Annotated in this window: 13 protein-coding genes; 3 read left to right on the forward strand and 10 right to left on the reverse strand. The window is 72.3% G+C overall.

The genetic code is table 11. From position 1 onward, the window contains the following. Positions 1 to 45: 45 nt before the first annotated feature. From OHA98_RS27805 to OHA98_RS27845, 9 genes are all read right to left on the reverse strand, one after another. Positions 46 to 1,251 carry a pseudouridine synthase gene (locus tag OHA98_RS27805; protein WP_266929473.1) on the reverse strand — a complete coding sequence of 402 codons (1,206 nt, stop codon included), beginning with the start codon at positions 1,249 to 1,251 and terminating at the stop codon, positions 46 to 48. Continuing rightward, entirely contained in the window at positions 1,251 to 1,916 is a 666-nt protein-coding gene (gene scpB / locus OHA98_RS27810; protein ID WP_266929474.1) for an SMC-Scp complex subunit ScpB, read from the reverse strand. Before scpB ends, OHA98_RS27805 begins: the two co-directional genes overlap by 1 nt. After that, a complete protein-coding gene (locus OHA98_RS27815) occupies positions 1,913 to 3,022 on the reverse strand; it encodes a ScpA family protein (protein ID WP_266929475.1) in 1,110 nt (369 codons plus the stop codon). Before OHA98_RS27815 ends, scpB begins: the two co-directional genes overlap by 4 nt. Positions 3,023 to 3,185: 163 nt before the next feature. Beyond that, entirely contained in the window at positions 3,186 to 3,803 is a 618-nt protein-coding gene (locus OHA98_RS27820) for a hypothetical protein (RefSeq protein ID WP_266930949.1), read from the reverse strand. Further along, positions 3,800 to 4,918 (reverse strand): ParA family protein, encoded by a 1,119-nt coding sequence (locus OHA98_RS27825; protein ID WP_266929476.1) that lies wholly within the window; start codon positions 4,916 to 4,918, stop codon positions 3,800 to 3,802. Before OHA98_RS27825 ends, OHA98_RS27820 begins: the two co-directional genes overlap by 4 nt. A 369-nt stretch (positions 4,919 to 5,287) precedes the next feature. Then, complete coding sequence (gene ald, locus OHA98_RS27830; protein WP_266930951.1) at positions 5,288 to 6,403, reverse strand: alanine dehydrogenase; 1,116 nt, start codon at positions 6,401 to 6,403, stop codon at positions 5,288 to 5,290. A gap of 143 nt (positions 6,404 to 6,546) precedes the next feature. Then, a complete protein-coding gene (locus tag OHA98_RS27835) occupies positions 6,547 to 8,613 on the reverse strand; it encodes a tetratricopeptide repeat protein (protein ID WP_266929477.1) in 2,067 nt (688 codons plus the stop codon). Positions 8,614 to 8,842: 229 nt separating this feature from the next. Beyond that, positions 8,843 to 9,469, reverse strand: a complete 627-nt coding sequence (locus OHA98_RS27840) for an NUDIX hydrolase (protein ID WP_266929478.1) — start codon at positions 9,467 to 9,469, stop codon at positions 8,843 to 8,845. 82 nt (positions 9,470 to 9,551) lie between these two features. After that, entirely contained in the window at positions 9,552 to 11,216 is a 1,665-nt protein-coding gene (locus OHA98_RS27845) for a CTP synthase (RefSeq protein WP_266929479.1), read from the reverse strand. A gap of 431 nt (positions 11,217 to 11,647) precedes the next feature. On the opposite strand from OHA98_RS27845, the gene OHA98_RS27850 reads away from it, so the two are divergent. The 3 genes from OHA98_RS27850 to OHA98_RS27860 all read left to right on the forward strand — a co-directional run bounded on the left by OHA98_RS27850 (position 11,648) and on the right by OHA98_RS27860 (position 16,688). Then, on the forward strand, positions 11,648 to 13,450 hold the full coding sequence (locus OHA98_RS27850) for a glycoside hydrolase family 15 protein (protein WP_266930952.1): 1,803 nt from the start codon (positions 11,648 to 11,650) through the stop codon (positions 13,448 to 13,450). A gap of 115 nt (positions 13,451 to 13,565) precedes the next feature. Next, on the forward strand, positions 13,566 to 14,975 hold the full coding sequence (locus OHA98_RS27855) for an FAD-binding oxidoreductase (protein ID WP_266929480.1): 1,410 nt from the start codon (positions 13,566 to 13,568) through the stop codon (positions 14,973 to 14,975). A gap of 81 nt (positions 14,976 to 15,056) precedes the next feature. After that, entirely contained in the window at positions 15,057 to 16,688 is a 1,632-nt protein-coding gene (locus tag OHA98_RS27860; protein ID WP_266929481.1) for a PucR family transcriptional regulator, read from the forward strand. A 70-nt stretch (positions 16,689 to 16,758) separates the two neighbouring features. Here the strand turns inward: OHA98_RS27860 and OHA98_RS27865 are convergent, their stop codons facing one another. Then, entirely contained in the window at positions 16,759 to 17,856 is a 1,098-nt protein-coding gene (locus tag OHA98_RS27865) for a glycosyltransferase family 4 protein (protein ID WP_266929482.1), read from the reverse strand. Positions 17,857 to 17,919: the final 63 nt, after the last annotated feature.

A 17,919-nucleotide genomic window follows, 5' to 3' on the forward strand; every position in this document is an offset into this window, starting at 1 on the left:
CACGGACAGGAACCGGGCCGCGGGCCTCGGGGACGGACGCGGTGGCTACAGACCGACCTCGCGCATCAGCATGCCGACCTCGGTGTTGGTGAGACGGCGCAGCCAGCCGGACTTCTGGTCGCCCAGCGGGATCGGCCCGAAGGACGTCCGCACCAGCCGCTCGACCGGGAAACCGGCCTCGGCCAGCATGCGGCGCACGATGTGCTTGCGGCCCTCGTGGAGGGTCACCTCGACCAGGTAGTTCTTCCCGGTGTTCTCCACGACCCGGAAGTGGTCGGCGCGGGCGTACCCGTCCTCCAGCTGGATGCCGTCCTTGAGCCGCTTGCCCAGATCGCGCGGCAGCGGGCCCTGGATGGCGGCCAGGTAGGTCTTCTTCACGCCGTACTTGGGGTGGGTGAGACGGTGGGCCAGCTCACCGTGGTTGGTGAGCATGATGATGCCCTCGGTCTCGGTGTCCAGCCGGCCGACGTGGAAGAGCCGCGTCTCCCGGTTGGTGACGTAGTCGCCGAGGCACTGCCGGCCGTCCGGGTCCTCCATGGAGGAGACGACACCGGCGGGCTTGTTCAGCGCGAAGAAGAGGTACGACTGGGCGGCGACCGTCAGGCCGTCGACCTTGATCTCGTCCTGGTGCACATCGACGCGCATGCCCTGCTCGACGACGATCTCGCCGTTCACCTCGACACGGGCCTGCTCGATCAGCTCCTCGCAGGCACGCCGCGAGCCCATGCCCGCCCTGGCGAGCACCTTCTGCAGGCGCTCGCCCTCCTCCTCGGCACCCGGGTGGGTCTTGGGCAGCTTGATGTCGGGCTTGTTCGCGTACCTGTCCCGGTTGCGCTGCTCGATCTTGGCTTCGAGCTCGCGCGGACGGGCCGGGGCGCCGTACGGGGCACGCCGGCCGCGGCCCGCGCCCTGCGAGGGCTTCGGGCCGCCCTTGGCACCGCCGCGGGCCGCCGCGCCGCGGCCCTTGCGGAGGCCGCCGTCGCCGCCGGGCTTGTCGGCGCCCACGTCGTAGCGGCGCTCCTCGGGGCGGGGACGGCGGGGGCGCTGCTCCTGCTTGTCCTCGCGCCCGCCCTGGCCGCCGCCGGCACCGCCGCCCTGGCCCTTCGGCCGGAAGGAGCCGCCGGAGGAGCCGCTGCCGCCCCGGGGGTTCCGGCCGCCGCCGCTGCCGCCACTCCTGCCGCCGCCGCTGCCGCCACTCCTGCCGCCGCCGTTGCCGCCGCCGCTTCCGCTGTTCCTGCCACTGCTTCGCATCAAAAATCCGTCTTGTCGTCTGCGTGAGTATCCGGGGTGTCCGGTGCGTCCGGATCGAACGACGGCACACCCTCTAGCGTCTCAGCCTCGATCGCGTCCGCCTCCGGGAGGAAGGGCGCGAGCTCCGGGAGCTCGTCCAGGCCTCGCAGGCCCATACGCTCCAGAAAGTAGTTCGTCGTCCTGTACAGGATCGCACCTGTTTCGGGTTCCGCGCCCGCCTCCTCGACCAGACCCCTCTGCAGGAGGGTCCGCATCACACCGTCGCAGTTCACTCCGCGCACCGCCGAGACCCGCGAACGGCTCACCGGCTGGCGGTACGCGACCACCGCGAGCGTCTCCAGGGCCGCCTGGGTGAGACGGGCGTGCTGGCCGTCCAGGACGAAACCCTCGACGGCGTCCGCGTACTCGGGCCGGGTGTAGAAGCGCCAGCCGCCCGCCACGAGCCGCAGGTCGAAGCCCCGGCGCTGCGCGGTGTACTCGTCGGCCAGCTCCCGCAGCGCGTCCGCCACGGCCCTGCGCGGCCGCTGGAGGACCTTGGCGAGGTGCTCCTCGGTGGCGGGCTCGTCGACGACCATCAGGACCGCCTCCAGGGCGGGCTTCAGATCGAGGGCCGCGACCGTACCGGGTTCCGGCCCCTCGTCGCCGTCCCGGTGCTGCGTGCTCATGTCTCCGCGTCCTCCTCGGCCGCCGCGTGGATCTCCTGGTCGAACTCGTCCGTCACCGCGGGCTCCGCCCCCTCCCCGCCGCACCAGCGCACGAGCAGCTCGCCGAGCGCCTCCTGCTGGTCGAGGGTGACGGCCTTCTCCCGGTACAGCTCCAGCAGCGCCAGGAACCGGGCGACGACCGTGAGGGTGTCCGGCGCGTCCCCGGCGAGCACCCGGAAGCTCACCTCGCCCGCCCCGCGCAGCCGCGCCACCACGATCCCGGCCTGTTCGCGCACGCTGACCAGCGGTGCGTGGATGTGGTCGACGTACACCTGGGGCTTGGGCCTCGGCTGCATCGCCTTCACCGCGAGCCGGGCGAAACCCTCGGCGCCGACGCTGATGACGACCTCGGGCAGCAGCTCGGCGTGCTGGGGTTCGAGACCGACGGTACGGGGGTGGCGGCGGGCCTCGGACTCCAGCCGGGTGTGGAAGATCTCGGCGATCCGCTTGTACGCGCGGTACTGGAGCAGCCGCGCGAAGAGCAGGTCCCGGGCCTCCAGGAGCGCCAGGTCCGCCGCGTCCTCCACCTCGGCGGCCGGCAGCAGCCGGGCGGCCTTCAGATCCAGCAGGGTGGCGGCGACGACGAGGAACTCGGTGGTCTGGTCGAGGTCCCAGTCCGCTCCCATGGCACGGATGTACGCCATGAACTCGTCGGTGACCCTGGACAGGGCGACCTCGGTCACATCGAGCTTGTGCCGGGAGATCAGCTGGAGGAGAAGATCGAAGGGCCCTTCGAAGTTCGCGAGCCGCACCGTGAAGCGCTTGTCGTCACCGCCGGGACCGTCCCCGTCCGGGGACGGGGGCTCAGGCGTGGGCTCGGACGCGGGCGCGGGCCCGGACGCGGGCTCAGGCTCGGGCGCGGTCCCGGGCGCGGTCCCGGCCGTTGCCACGGGCGGCTCGGGTTCGGCCACGGGCACAGGCGGCTCGGGCCCGGTCTCCGGCTCGGGTGCGGTTCCCGCTTCCGGCCCGGCGCCGGGCCCGGTCCGTGGGTGCCGGGCCGCGCCGGCACCGGGCCCGCGGCCGAGCGTACGGCGGCGCGGGCTCGCGGAGTCGTCGGTGGTGGGCATCGCGGTCCAGGGGTGCGGCGGGAACACGGGCGGGCGGTGGCGGCCCCGGCACGGGCGGCGGGGACGGGGGCCCGGAAGGACGCCCCCGGCCCCGTACGGGCGTGGAGCCGGGCCCGGCTGTCGCGGCCGGCCCCTCCCGGGCAGGCTACCGGCGCCGCGCCGCTCAGCGGCCGCGCAGCCGCCGTACGAGGATGCTCGCGTCGCCCCGGGACTCCAGATCGGCCAGCACCACCGCGACGGCCTCACGCACTATGCGCCCGCGGTCCACGGCGAGCCCGTGCTCGCCGCGCAGGACGAGGCGGGCGTGTTCGAGGTCCATCAGTTCCTCGGCCGACACATAGACGGTGATCTTCTCGTCGTGGCGCTCCCGGCCGCTGGGCCGGCGATTGGCCCCACGCCCTCCGCCGCGCCTGCGCTGCTGCTGCTGGACGGCGGAAGCCGGATCCTGGGAGGCGGAGGGGGCCTGAGCGGCGGAACGCGTCGCGGGGACGGTCTTGGCGCCCGGCGCGGACCGGTCGCCCTCGGCGCCGCGGCTGCGCGACTCGCCCCCGTCGGCGCCCGCCGCCGAGTGCTCCTCACGGGTCCGGGCCGCCGGACGGCCGGAGGGGCCGCTGCCGGCCCCTTCCGGGCCCGGTGCGTCCGCCGGGGCGTCGCCCTCGCCCGCCGGGGCGGGCACCCGCCCCTCGCTGTTCGCCTTGCGTCGCCGGTCCGCGGGGGAGGACGCCTGGAGCCCCATCCCCCCGGTGGTACGGAACAGTTCGTCGGCCCCCGGCAGACTCACTCGGCGTGACACCGGGCGAGCACCTCCCTGGCGAGCTGTCGATAGGCGGCGGCGCCGACCGAGTTGGAGGCGTACGTGGTGATGGGCTCACCGGCGACCGTGGTCTCCGGGAAGCGCACCGTACGGCCGATGACCGTGTGGTAGACGTGGTCGTCGAAGGCCTCGACGACCCGCGCGAGGACCTCGCGGCTGTGCACCGTACGGGAGTCGTACATGGTGGCGAGGATGCCGTCGAGCTCCAGCTCCGGGTTGAGCCGCTCCTGGACCTTCTCGATGGTCTCGGTGAGCAGTGCCACTCCGCGAAGCGCGAAGAACTCGCACTCCAGCGGCACTATGACCTTGTGAGCCGCCGTCAGCGCGTTCACCGTCAGCAGGCCCAGCGAGGGCTGACAGTCGATCACGATGTAGTCGTAGTCGGCCATCAGCGGCTTCAGCGCGCGCTGGAGCGTCGATTCCCGGGCCACCTCGCTGACCAGCTGCACCTCGGCGGCGGAGAGGTCGATGTTGCTCGGCAGCAGATCCATGTTGGGTACGGCGGTCTTCAGCAGGACCTCGTCGGCCGACATGCCCCGCTCCATGAGCAGGTTGTAGACCGTGAGGTCGAGCTCCATCGGGTTGACCCCGAGACCGACCGACAGGGCACCCTGCGGGTCGAAGTCGACGAGCAGGACGCGGCGTCCGTACTCCGCGAGTGCCGCGCCCAGGTTGATGGTCGACGTGGTCTTGCCGACGCCGCCCTTCTGGTTGCACATCGCGATGATCTTCGCGGGGCCGTGATCGGTCAGCGGACCCGGGATCGGGAAGTACGGCAGGGGCCGCCCGGTCGGGCCGATCCGCTCGCGGCGCTGGCGCGCGGCGTCGGGCGCGAGGGTGGCCGCGTACTCCGGATCGGGCTCGTACTCGGCGTCGGGGTCGTAGAAGTGCCCCTCGGGCACCTCGGCGAAGTCGGCGAAGTGGGCGGAGTCCCGGCCACTCTCGTTGCCGGCCATGGCGTTCACGTGTAGGCCGTCCATCATCTGGGGGGCTGTCGTCATGTGCTGTTGGGTGGCGAAGGTGCGGACAGCGACGGAGCCGACAGCTTCGAGCCCGATCGGGCCCTGACCCCGTGCAGGCATCCCTGGTTGACCACCCCCGGGAGTAAATGTCGACTCATTCACAAGTCGTCTTACCTCCTTGGGACGTGACCAGGAAACTTATCGATAGGTCAGCGTGGCACCATGCCGACGATTGGCGACTCTATGGCGTGTCACCGGTCCGCAGCAACACAATCCGCCGGACCCGGCCCGTTGTGTCGGCAATCGAACACCCCTCTGTCAAGGGTGCACAGCGAGCAAGGCTCACATTTCGCCGCTGCACGAAACGGGTAAAGAGTTACGTTCGAGACGAGTTGCACGAGGGCGCCACAGGGCCGGATACGCCTGCGGCCGGACCTTGCGCGGCAAGGTCCGGCCGGACGTAAGAGGTTGACGGAAGGTGTTGACCCGTCAGCCGAGAAGGGTGCTCAGCTCGACGTGCGGGAGCTCGTGCGCCTCGGCCACCTCACGGTAAACGACCTGCCCGTCATGGGTGTTGAGGCCCTTGGCGAGTGCGGCGTCGCGGCGCAGCGCCTCGGCCCAGCCCCGGTTCGCCAGCTCCACGATGTACGGCAGCGTGGCGTTGGTGAGGGCATAGGTGGAGGTGTTCGGAACCGCGCCGGGCATGTTGGCGACGCAGTAGAAGACCGAGTTGTGGACCATGAAGGTCGGCTCGGCGTGCGTCGTCGGGTGCGAGTCCTCGAAGCAACCGCCCTGATCAATTGCAATGTCGACAAGTACACTTCCGGGCTTCATCTTGGCGACAAGCTCGTTGGTGACCAGCTTCGGCGCCTTCGCTCCGGGGATCAGCACCGCACCGACGACGAGGTCGGCCTCGACGACGGCCTTCTCCAGCTCGAAGGCGTTGGAGACGACCGTCTGCACCTTGGTGCCGAAGATCTTGTCGGCCTCACGCAGCTTGTTGATGTCCTTGTCGAGCAGCGTGACGTGGAAGCCGAGACCGACGGCGATCTGGGTGGCGTTCCAGCCGGAGACGCCGCCACCGATGACGACGGCCTTGCCCGCCGCCGTACCCGGGACACCGCCCGGCAGCACACCGCGGCCACCGGCCGAGCGCATCAGGTGGTACGCGCCGACCTGCGGGGCCAGCCGGCCGGCGACCTCGGACATCGGGGCGAGCAACGGGAGCGCGCGGTTCGCGGTCTCCACGGTCTCGTACGCGATGGCGGTGGTGCCGGACTCCAGCAGCGCGTCCGTGCACTCGCGGGAGGCGGCGAGGTGGAGGTAGGTGAAGAGGGTCTGCCCCTTGCGGAGGCGGTGGTACTCCTCGGCGACCGGCTCCTTGACCTTCAGCAGCAGGTCGGCGGCGGCCCACACCTCGTCGGCGGTGGGCAGGATCCGCGCCCCCGCGGCGACGTACTCCTCGTCCGTGATGGAGGAGCCCGCACCGGCGTTCCGCTCGACGAGGACCTGATGGCCGTGACGGACGAGCTCATGCACTCCGGCGGGGGTGATCGCCACCCGGAACTCGTTGTTCTTGACTTCGCGGGGGATGCCGACCTTCACGTCGATCACGGTCCTTGGCTCGGGGGGCTACCGGGGCATAACTAGACATACCCGGATATACACAGAGTAAATGGAGACGCCACGGAGGAACGCGGCAGAGCCAGTCTAATGAAGGACTTCGCGCTGTCTAGCCTTACAAAGCATTAATTTTCAGTCGTGGCACTACGGATTTCGTAGGCAGATCCTTCCTCGCCCAGCAATCTGTCGGCTGCACCCCGGTGCAGCCCGGCCGCCGCCGGGTCCCCGAGCCGGTCCAGCGTGTCGGCCAGCCTGAGCTGAAGCGCCGCCTGAAGCCGCACGTCCCCGGCCCGCCGGGCCAGCTCGACGGCCTCCCGGCAGGTGTGCAGCGACTCCTGCGGCCGGCCCGCGTACTCCTGCACCCGCGCGGCCTCGCTCAGCGCCCGCGCCTGGGCGGGCAGATCGCCGAGACGGCGGTGGCCGGACGCCGACGCCCGCCAGTTCCGCAGCGCCTCCCCGTACCGCCCGGCGTACGTGTGCACGGCACCGAGCCGCCCGTACAGCCGCGCCTCGTCCGCCCGCTCCCCCTGGGTGAGGCGCTGGGCGAGCGCCCTGCCGTACCAGTCGGAGGCCCGGTGGAAGTCCCCGAGCTCCGCATAGGCGCCGCCGACGGATTCCATCGCGCGTCCGGTCGCGTACGGGTCCTTCGCCTCCCGTCCCGCGTCCAGCGCGGCCCGGTAGCGGGCCAGCGCCTCCTCGGTCCGGCCGGTCCTGGCATCCAGATCGGCGAGATTGAGCAGCGCGGCGGCCCGCTCCCGGGGCAGATCGCGGCGCTCGGCCACGTCCAGGACCAGGCCGTGCAGCCCGTACAGCTCGGGCGCGGCCGCCTCGGTGCCCCGGTGCGCGGCCAGCGCGCGCACCAGCGCGGCCACCAACCTGCGGGCCAGGGTGTCGAGTTCACCGTCCTCGACGGCGATCCTGGCCGAGGCCAGCAGGGCCGGCTGGCGGATCCGCAGCCATTCGGCGGCATCCTCCGCGCTGGGGAAGCGCAGCGAGCGGGGCAGTCCGGCGAGCTTGCGGCGGGCGGCGGAGCTCTCCGGTTCGGTGATCGCCCGGCAGGACTGGAGCCGGCGCACCGTCCGCTCCAGCATCCTGGCCCTGGCCAGCTGGATCTCGGCCGGGCGGTCGGACTCCTCCAGCAGGGCCCGCAGCAGCGGGGCCAGGCAGCCGGGCACCTCGTACTGGGGCTGCTGCGCACCGTTGCTCCGCAGCAGTCCCAGCCGTACGAAGTCGTCCAGCGTCGTCTGGGCGGCCGGCACCGAGCAGCCTGCCAGCGCGGAGGCGGTGTGGGCGTCGGCGAGCCCGGCGGGCGCGAGCGCGAGGAATCGCAGTATCCGGGCGGCGGCCTGCGGGAGGGACTCGTGGACGAGGCGGAAGGCACGGGCCAGCGGACGTGCCCCGGCCGGCCGCGGCTCCCCCGTGTCCGGCAGCAGGTGCAGCCGCTTGGCGACATCGGCGACCGAGGCCCCGGGACGGGCCGCGAGCCAGCCGCCGATCAGGACCAGGGCCGCGGGCTGTCCCCCGCACTCCTCGCTGAGGGCCTCCGCGGTCAACGGGTCGACGGTGATGCGGACCTGGCCGATGAGACGGCCGAGCAGCCGCACGGCGGAGCCCGCGTCGAGCCCGCCGATGGTGCAGGGGCGCACATCGGGGATGCCGGTCAGCGGGCCCGTCGCGGTGGCGACGACCAGACAGTCCGGGCTGTCCGGGAGCAGCGGGTCCACCTGTTCGGCGTCCACGGCGTCGTCGAGCACCAGCAGGACCCGGCGTACGGCCAGGGCCTCGCGCACCATCTCGGAGAGTTCGTCCTCGTCTGCACCGGGCGGGGCCGTCAGGTCGAGCAGGCCGAGGAGGTCGCGGGCGGTGCGCTCGGTGGGCACACGTTCGCCGCCGGGGTCGGTGAGCCCGGCCCGGAGCACCCCGTCGGGATAGTCACCGGTGGCCAGGAGCCGCCGCGCCAGTTCCGCGGCGAGTGTGCTGCGGCCGGAACCCGGGCGCCCGGCGATCAGCAGGACCCGGGAACGCGGTGTCTTGCGGCCTGCCAGCGTGTCCAGACCGGCCCGCTCGATGTCGGCCCGGAGGGCCTTCAACTCGCGTTCCCGGCCGAAGAATTGGGGTGGGGCGGCGCCGGACGGCTCCTCGGTCCCCGCAGGCCGGGCCGGGCCGCTGGTGTCCACCGCCTGATCCGTCACGAGCCACGCTCCACTTCGCTGCACGCGGTGCCCGCCGGGACTCCGGGCGGGACCGTCCGAGCGTAGTTCAGGCGTGCGGACGATCATGGCGGAGCGTGGCGGGAAAGTCCCCCGATCGGATCAGCGTTCTTTACGATCGTCCGACCGGGAGCCCGCCCCAGGGAAGGCAGGGGAGCCGATGGCCGTTCCCGGACGGCCGGACCGTCCGGACCTCTGGCGGTCGGGCCCCTCAGGCCTCGAACGGCCGGGCCGGCCAGGGCGCCCCGGCCGGACGGAGTGCGTCCACACCCTCGCCCGCGAGCGCCGCGGTGAGCGCGAGCACGCCCACCACCAGGCAGTTGTTGTGCAGGTCCCCGGCGAGCACCCCGCGTACCAGCTCCGTCAGCGGCACCCTGGCCTGCTCCATGTCGGCCTCCTCCTCGGAGACCGCGTACCGCTCGCCCTCGGCCTCGGAGAGGTTCCGGGCGAGAAAGACACGTACGGCCTCGTCACAGCCGCCGGGAGTGGTGTAGACGTCGGTCAGCACCCGCCACTCCTCGGCCTTGACGTGCGCCTCCTCGTACAGCTCCCGCTGGGCCGCGTGCAGCGGGTTCTCCCCGGGGATGTCCAGCAGTCCGGCCGGGATCTCCCAGAGCTTCTGGCGCACCGGGTGCCGGTACTGCCGCAGCACGAGCACCCGGTCCTCCTCGTCGATGGCGAGGACGGCCACGGAACCGGGGTGGACCTGGTAGTCACGGCGCGCGACGCTGCCGTCGGGCATGACCACGTCGTCGGTGCGGACGCTGGTCTTGTTGCCGGTGAAGGGGGTCACGGTCGCGGTGACCTGCCACTCCTCGGGCGTGTCCTGGAAACCCATGTACGTCCTCCCACGAACAAACGGAAACCGGGGCACGCGTCCCTCAAGGACGCGTACCCCGGTCAACCGTAGTGCCTCGGCGCTACTCGCCCGTCTCGCGGGCGGCCAGCCGGCGCTCGACGGCCGCCTTCACCAGACCCGCGAAGAGCGGGTGCGGGCGGGTCGGGCGGGAGCGCAGCTCCGGGTGCGCCTGGGTGGCGACCAGGTAGGGGTGCACCTCGCGGGGGTACTCGACGTACTCGACGAGCTTGTTGTCCGGGGAGGTGCCGGAGAAGACCAGTCCGGCCTTCTTCTCCAGCTCGGCGCGGTAGGCGTTGTTGACCTCGTAGCGGTGGCGGTGACGCTCCTCCACGTACGGCTGGCCGTCGTACGCCTCGCGCACCAGCGAGCCCTCGGCGAGCTTGGCCGGGTAGAGGCCGAGCCGCATGGTGCCGCCCAGGTCGCCCGCGCCCTCGACGTAGGCGAGCTGCTCCTCCATCGTGGAGATGACGGGGTGGGAGGTGGCGGCGTCGAACTCGGTGGAGTTGGCGTCGGGGATCTCGGCCAGGTTGCGCGCCGCCTCGATCACGATGCACTGGAGGCCCAGGCAGAGGCCGAGCAGCGGCACCTTGTTCTCACGGGCGTACTGGATGGCGCCGATCTTGCCGTTGACACCGCGGTCGCCGAAGCCGCCGGGTACGCAGATCGCGTCGACGTCGGCGAGCTGCTTCGCGGCACCCGCCGGGGTCTTGCAGTCGTCGGAGGCGACCCACTTGACCTTGACCCGGGCCTTGTTGGCGAAGCCGCCGGCGCGGATGGCCTCGGTGACCGAGAGGTAGGCGTCCGGCAGGTCGATGTACTTGCCGACGAGCGCGACGGTGACCTCGTGGTCGGGGTTGTGGACCCGGTCCAGCAGGTCGTCCCAGGTGGTCCACTCGACGTCGCGGAAGGGCAGGTCGAGCTTGCGCACGACGTAGGCGTCCAGGCCCTCGGTGTGGAGCACCTTCGGGATGTCGTAGATCGACTTGGCGTCCACGCAGGCCACCACGGCGGCCTCGTCCACGTCGCACATCAGCGAGATCTTGCGCTTGATGGCGGTGGGGACGTCACGGTCGGCGCGCAGCACGATGGCATCCGGCTGAATACCGATGTTGCGCAGCGCCGCGACGGAGTGCTGGGTGGGCTTGGTCTTCAGCTCGCCGGAGGGACCGATGTAGGGCAGCAGCGAGATGTGCACGACGAAGACGTTGTCGCGGCCGACCTCGTGGCGGACCTGGCGGACGGTCTCCAGGAAGGGCAGCGACTCGATGTCGCCGACCGTGCCGCCGACCTCCGTGATGACGACATCGACGTCGTCGGTGGCCATGCGGCGGATGCGGTGCTTGATCTCGTTGGTGATGTGCGGAATGACCTGGACGGTGTCGCCGAGGTACTCGCCGCGCCGCTCCTTGGCGATGACCTGGGAGTAGACCTGGCCGGTGGTGACGTTGGCCGAGCCGTCGAGGTCGACGTCGAGGAAGCGCTCGTAGTGGCCGATGTCCAGGTCGGTCTCGGCGCCGTCGTTGGTGACGAACACCTCACCGTGCTGGAAGGGGTTCATCGTGCCGGGGTCGACGTTGAGGTAGGGGTCGAGCTTCTGCATGGTGACCCGCAGGCCACGCGCCTTGAGCAGGGCACCCAGGCTGGAGGCAGTCAGACCCTTGCCGAGGGAGGAGGCGACACCCCCGGTGACGAAGATGTGCTTGGTCGTCGTGGATGTGGGCTGCATAGCCAAAGGGGGCTCCCGTGGTCGCGATGATGAGGTGCGTACCGGCCGCCGAACCGGAGAATCCGGGGGTGCCGTCGCTGCGGTTCGGGGGCCTCGTCCGCTGTCGCGAACGACCACCGGTCCACGGGCTACCAGGGTAACAGCGACGGCGAGAGGCTGCTTCCGGCCACAGCCCTCACACTGGCATCACAGGTTCATCGCACTGGTTTCACGTCCCACCCGTTCAGCTCAGTTGTCTTGCGAAGACCGTCGCGCGGATCTTGCCGGTGCGTCGTATCCTGCTCAAACACTCGCTGCCGAGCCGGCCTGCCAGCGGCACCACCCCAGCCCGCACACCGGTCGCAAGAGCTCGTCGGTTTCTCTACGACCCCCCCTTTGACCAGCAGTAAGAGCCCCTCAGGGGCGACATGGCCGTTCGACTGGAGATGCACGTGGCCGGGCGCATCGAGGATTACGCACTCATCGGAGACATGCAGACCGCCGCCCTGGTCTGCCGGGACGGCACAGCAGACTGGCTGTGCCTACCCCGCTTCGATTCGCACGCCGTCTTCGCAGGACTGCTGGGCACCGAGGAGCACGGCTTCTGGCGTCTGGGACCTGCGCGGGCGGAGGGAGCCGAGCCGCCGTCCGCGGACCGGCGCCGCTACCGCGGCGAATCCCTCATTCTGGAATCGGAGTGGGACACACCGCGCGGCACCGTACGCGTGACCGATTTCATGCCGCCGCGTGACGGCGCACCGCAGCTCATCCGGATCGTGGAGGGCGTCAGCGGCCGGGTGCCGATGCGCTCGGAGCTGCGCATGCGGTTCAGCTACGGCCGGGTGACCCCCTGGGTCCACAAGGTCGACTCCCGTACCGTCGCGGTGGCGGGCCCGGATTCCGTCTGGCTGGACACCGAGGCCGACACGTACGGCAAGAACCTGACGACGTACTCCGACTTCACCGTGGCACCCGGGGACCGGATCACGTTCACGATCAGCTGGCAGCCCTCGCACCACCAGCCGCCCGCGCTCCCGGACCCCGAGGGGTCCCTGGAGGCGACCGAGCTGTTCTGGCACGACTGGGTCGAACAGTGCACGTACCACGGGCCCTACCGGGAGGCCGTGGTCCGCTCGCTGATCACCCTCAAGGCCCTCACCTACGCGCCGACCGGCGGCATCGTGGCGGCCCCGACCACCTCGCTCCCGGAGGAGATCGGGGGCGTACGGAACTGGGACTACCGCTACACCTGGCTCCGCGACGCCGCCATCACCCTCTCCTCGCTGCTGCGCACCGGCTACCGCGAGGAGGCCCGCGCCTGGCGCGAGTGGCTGCTGCGCGCGGTGGCGGGCGACCCGGAGAACCTGCAGATCATGTACGGGATCGCGGGCGAGCGGGAGCTGGGCGAGGCCGAGCTGGACTGGCTGCCCGGCTACGAGAACTCCGGCCCGGTCCGGGTCGGCAACGGTGCGGCGAACCAGCTCCAGCTGGATGTCTACGGGGAGGTCACCGAGGCGCTGCACCTGGCACACATGACGGGCCTGACCCGCAACGACTACGCGATGGGGCTCCAGCTCAAGCTGATCGAGTATCTGGAGAAGCACTGGTTCGAGCCCGACGAGGGCATCTGGGAGGTGCGCGGGCCGCGCCGGCACTTCGTGCACTCCAAGGTGATGGCGTGGGTCGCGGTCGACCGCACGATCAAGCTGATCGAGTCCGGGGACGCCGAGGGGCCGCTGGAGCGGTGGCGCGAGCTGCGCGACGAGATCCACCGCGATGTCTGCGAGCGGGGCTACGACAAGGACCGCAACACCTTCACCCAGTCCTACGGGTCGAAGGAGCTGGACGCGTCCCTGCTGCTGATTCCGCAGATGGGCTTCCTGCCGCCGGACGACAAGCGCGTCATCGGCACGATCGAGGCGATCCAGCGTGAGCTCTCCACGGAGGACGGCTTCGTGCTGCGCTACCCCACGTCCGGCGAGGACGCGGGCGTGGACGGCCTGGCGGGCGACGAGGGGGCGTTCCTGGCCTGCTCGTTCTGGCTGGCCGACGACCTCGCGATGATCGGCCGGGTCGACGAGGCCCGCCAGCTCTTCGAGAAGCTGCTGTCCCTGCGCAACGACCTGGGCCTGCTGGCCGAGGAGTGGGACTCCCGGCTCCAGCGCCAGGTGGGCAACTTCCCGCAGGCGTTCAGCCATGTGCCGCTGATCGACACGGCACTGCGGCTGACGGCCAGCGGGGCGTACGTCGGCTGACGGGTGGGGGATCCCGGGATCCCCCACCCGTGCGGGACAGTCCTGGGAAGGGGCTGTCCCGCCGCCCCGCCCTTAGGCTTGAAGGGTCCTGCAGCACCCTTCGAAGGGGGGCATCATGACGCCCCGCAGCAGCGGTGACGGACCCGGCGGGCTCTCCGGGCTCTCCGGGCTCCGCAAGGATCTGACCGGCGACGCCTTCGCGCCCGGTGATGCCGGGTACGACGAGGCCCGTACCGTCTTCAACAGCATGATCGACCGCCGGCCCGCGGTCGTCGCCCAGTGCGTGTCCCCCGCGGACGTGGCACGGGCTCTCCGCTTCGCCCGCGACAACGGCCTGGAGATCGCCGTGCGCGGCGGCGGCCACAGCGTCGCCGGAATGTCCGTGAGCGACGGCGGCCTGGTGGTCGATCTGCGCCGGATGCACGACGTGACCGTGGCCCCGCGAGCGGCTTCGGCACAGGTCGGCGGCGGCGCCACCATGAGCGACCTGGACCGGGCGACCCAGCCGTACGCGCTGGCGACCACCGGCGGCCGGGTGTCCACCACCGGCGTGGGCGGATTCACCCTGAGCGGCGGCTCGGGCTGGCTGGAGCGCAAGTTCGGGCTGGCCTGCGACAGCCTGCTGGCCGCAGAACTGGTCACGGCCGACGGCGAGAGCGTACGGGCCAGTGCCGAGGAGAACCCCGACCTCTTCTGGGCGCTGCACGGCGGCGGCGGAAACTTCGGCGTGGCCACCTCACTGACCCTGAGGCTGCACCCGCTGCCCGCGATGAGCATCGTGTTCCTGCTGTTCCGCCCGGACGACGGCCCCGCTGTCCTCACCGCCTACCGGGACCTGATGGAGTCGGCCCCCGACGAGGCGGGCGGGGCGTGCATGTACCTGACCGGGCCGCCCGAGGATTTCGTCCCCGCGCATCTCGTCGGACAGCTGACCTTCGCGGCGCTGCTGACCTGGGCGGGCCCGGAGGCCGAGGCCCGTGCGGCGGCCGCTCCGCTGCTCGCCCTCCCCCACGAGGCCGAGATCGTCACCGGGATTCCGTACGCGGATCTCCAGTGCATGCTCGACGACCCGCCGGGGATGCGGAACTACTGGTCCGCCGAATACCTGGACGCGTTCCCCGATGCCGCCGTGGACACCTTCTGCGCCGCCGCCGGAGCGATGCCCGTCCCCTCCGGCTCCCAGCACGTCCTGTTCCCCATGGGCGGAGCCGTCGCCCGGGGCCCCGCCGACCACCCGCTGCCCTGGCGTGCCGCTCCCTGGGCCGTCCACCCCTTCGGCGTCTGGGAGAGCCCGGACGACGACGAGCGGGGCCGTGAATGGGTCCACCGGGTCCGCGACGACTTCCGGTCCTGGGCGAGCGGCGCCGTGTACCTCAACTTCATCGGCCATGAGGGCCAGGCCCGCGTCGTCGCCGGTGTGGGCACGGACAACTACGCCAGGCTCGCGGCGGTGAAGGCGCGGTACGACCCGGACAACGTGTTCCGTCTCAATCACAACATCGAGCCCGCCGCCGCCGGCGCATGACGCGGGCACCGGCTGCCCGGTAGCTTCCTGACCAGGGCTGTCGCCCTGTCGTACGCGAGTGGAAGCACGAGGCCGGATCCTGTGGAGAGCCAAGGCGGAATCACCGTCCGACGCGCGCTGGAACTGCCCGGCCTGCGCGGCGGGCTCCCGGAGGTGGTGGCCGGTGCCGAGCGGCTGAACCGTACGGTGCGCTGGGTGCACGCGGGCGAGGTGCCGAACATCGCCTCACTGCTCAAGGGCGGCGAGCTGCTCCTCACCACCGGTCTGGGGCTCGGTACCCGGCCGGCCGAGCAGCGGGCGTTCGTCCGCAGGCTCGCCGACCGCGGCATCGCCGCCCTCGTGGTCGAGCTGGGCCCGCGCTTCAGCAGGCTGCCCGCCTCCATCGTGGACGCGGCGCGCACGGCCGGGCTGCCCCTGGTCCAGCTGCACCGCGAGGTGCCGTTCGTCGCGGTGACCGAGGAGGTGCACACCGAGATCGTCAACGGGCACTACGCGCTGCTCCAGCAGGCCGAGGAGGTGCACCGGCGCTGTACGCAGGCGCTGCTCGGCGGCGGTGGCGTACCGCAGGTCCTCGGGATCCTGGCGGACTTCACCGCCAACCCGGTCTTCCTCGAAACGCCCGACGGCCAGCTCCTGTACGCGGCCGGCACCGGTACCGGCCCGGTCGGCGCCGACCCCCTCCAGGTCTGGGACGGCATGCGCGGCGGCCGGGCGGCCCGCGAGACACCGCCGGCCGGCGCGGTCCTGGTGGATGTGCCGGGCGGCGGCCCGGGTGCCGGTTCGGTGCGGGCGAGGCTGGTGCTGCTCGCCGTGTCCGGCCCGCTCGTGACGGTGCACCGCATGGCGGCGGAGCGGGCGGCGGGCATCCTCGCCGTCGTCCTGATGCAGGCCCGGCAGGAGGAGGAGCTGGCGGCCCGCGGCCGGGGCGACTTCCTCACCGACCTCGCGGAGGGCCGGATCGCCCCGGAGGACGCGCCCGCGCAGGCCCGTGTGCTCGGCTTCAAGCCCGGCGACACCCCGCTGCTGCCGGTCGTGATGCGGCTGGCCCCGGAGCTGTCCCCCTCGGGCAACTGGGCGCTGCTGGCCCGCGCGGTGCTGGAGGAGCTGTCCTCCGTGGGCGTGCCGGTACTGCTCGGGGTGCGTCCCGTGGAGGGCCGGGTGCCGCTGCTGCTGGGCCTGCGCTCGGAGTCGGAGCGCGCCGCGGTCGCCGACCGGGTGGCGACGGCGCTGCGGGCGGGCGTGGAGCGGGCCGGGCTGGAGCGGGCCGGGGCGGGGGCCCATCCGCCGGTCGTCGTGGTGGGCGTCCCGGGCGGCTGGGCGGCGGCCGGGGCCGGGCTGCGGCACGCCGCGGAGACGGCGGCCGCGGCGCAGGGGCTGAGCGACCGCCCGTGGTACGACGCCCGGCGGCTGGACATCGATCTGCTGCTCTGGCGGCTGCGGGACCATCCGGACCTGGCGGCGTTCGTGGACCGGGCGATCGGCCCGCTGCGCGACCACGACCGCACCTCGCGCCCGCCGCTGCTGCCCACCCTGGAGGCCTATCTCGCCCATGCGGGCCGCAAGGCGGAGACGGCGCGCGAGCTGCATCTGAACCGGCAGACGCTCTACAACCGGCTGGCCCGCATCGGTGAGCTGCTCGGCACCGATCTGGACGACCCGCAGACGGTACTGGCCCTGAGCCTGGCGCTGCGGGCCCGCCGCCACGCCGGCTGAGCCGGTCCCGCCGCCCGACTGCCCCGGGGTGACGCCTCCCCGGGCACCCCGCGCACCGCCCGGGTCCGGCTCAGCGCGGCCGGGCCGCCGCCAGCGGCTGTGCCAACTCGTCGTACACACTCAGCACATGGGCGATCGTGTCGTCCTCGGTGGGCCAGCTCGCCGCCTGCACCCGCCCCTCCCGGGCCAGTTGCTCGCACCGCGCCGGGTCACCGAGCAGCCGCACGACGGCACGGGCCAGCGCCTCGGCGTTCCCGTACGGGACCAGTTCGGCGGCGTTCCCGACGAGTTCGGGGACCCCGCCGACCGCCGTGGCGACCAGCGGAACACCCAGCCGCAGCGCCTCCTGCGCCAGCGGCGACCGGGCCTCCCAGCGACTGGGCAGGAGCGCCACATCAGCGACGCTGAGCAGTTCGCCGACGTCCTCCCGGGACCCGATGAGCACGACGGGCAGCTCCTCGTCCCGGATGCGCCGTTGCAGCGCCGCCCGGTCCCGCCCCTCCCCCGCGATGATCAGCAGGGGCTCGGGGTCGAGTTCCCGCCACACCCGGGCGGCGTCCAGCAGGGTGTGGAATCCGCGATGCGGTACGAGACTTCCGACGGCCATCAGCAACGGCCGCCCCACCGCCCCCAGTTCGGCCCTCGCCTTGCCGTCCGGGGCCGCGCCGGGGAACCGGGCGAGCGGCACGGAGAGCGGTGCGAGCCGGGCGTCGCGGGCGCCCCGGCTGCGGGCCCGGTCCACCAGGTCCGACGAGGTGGCGAGCACAACGGCCGCCGCCCGTGCGGCCCTTCGCTCCAGCAGGTGCAGCATCCGGCGCCGGGCGCCCTCGGCGTGGGTACGGGTGTGCCAGGTCACGACCAGGGGAACGGTCCGGCCGCTGAGTGCGAGAGCGGTGCGCACGGCCGCGTGCAGCCCATGGGCGTGAACGACGTCCGCGCCCGCGCAGGCGGCGCGCAGCGCGGCGACGGCGGCCGGATCACTGCGCCGGGGCACGGGGGTGAAGCGGGCGCCCGTGGCCGGGAAGCCATAGGCACGGTCCACCGCGGCGGGGGCGCAGACGGTGACCTGTACCCCTCTGGCGATCAGCCCCGCGGCCAGCGAGCTGACGTGCGCGCTGCTGCCCGCACTGCCGCCGCCCAGGACTTGGACCGTACGCAGCTGTGACACGTCGAATGGCTCCCGGGGCTCCCGAGTCGGTGGTGGGTACTGCGCCAAGGATGCCAGTCCGTA

The organism is Streptomyces sp. NBC_00654, from assembly GCF_026341775.1.
Lineage (GTDB): Bacteria > Actinomycetota > Actinomycetes > Streptomycetales > Streptomycetaceae > Streptomyces.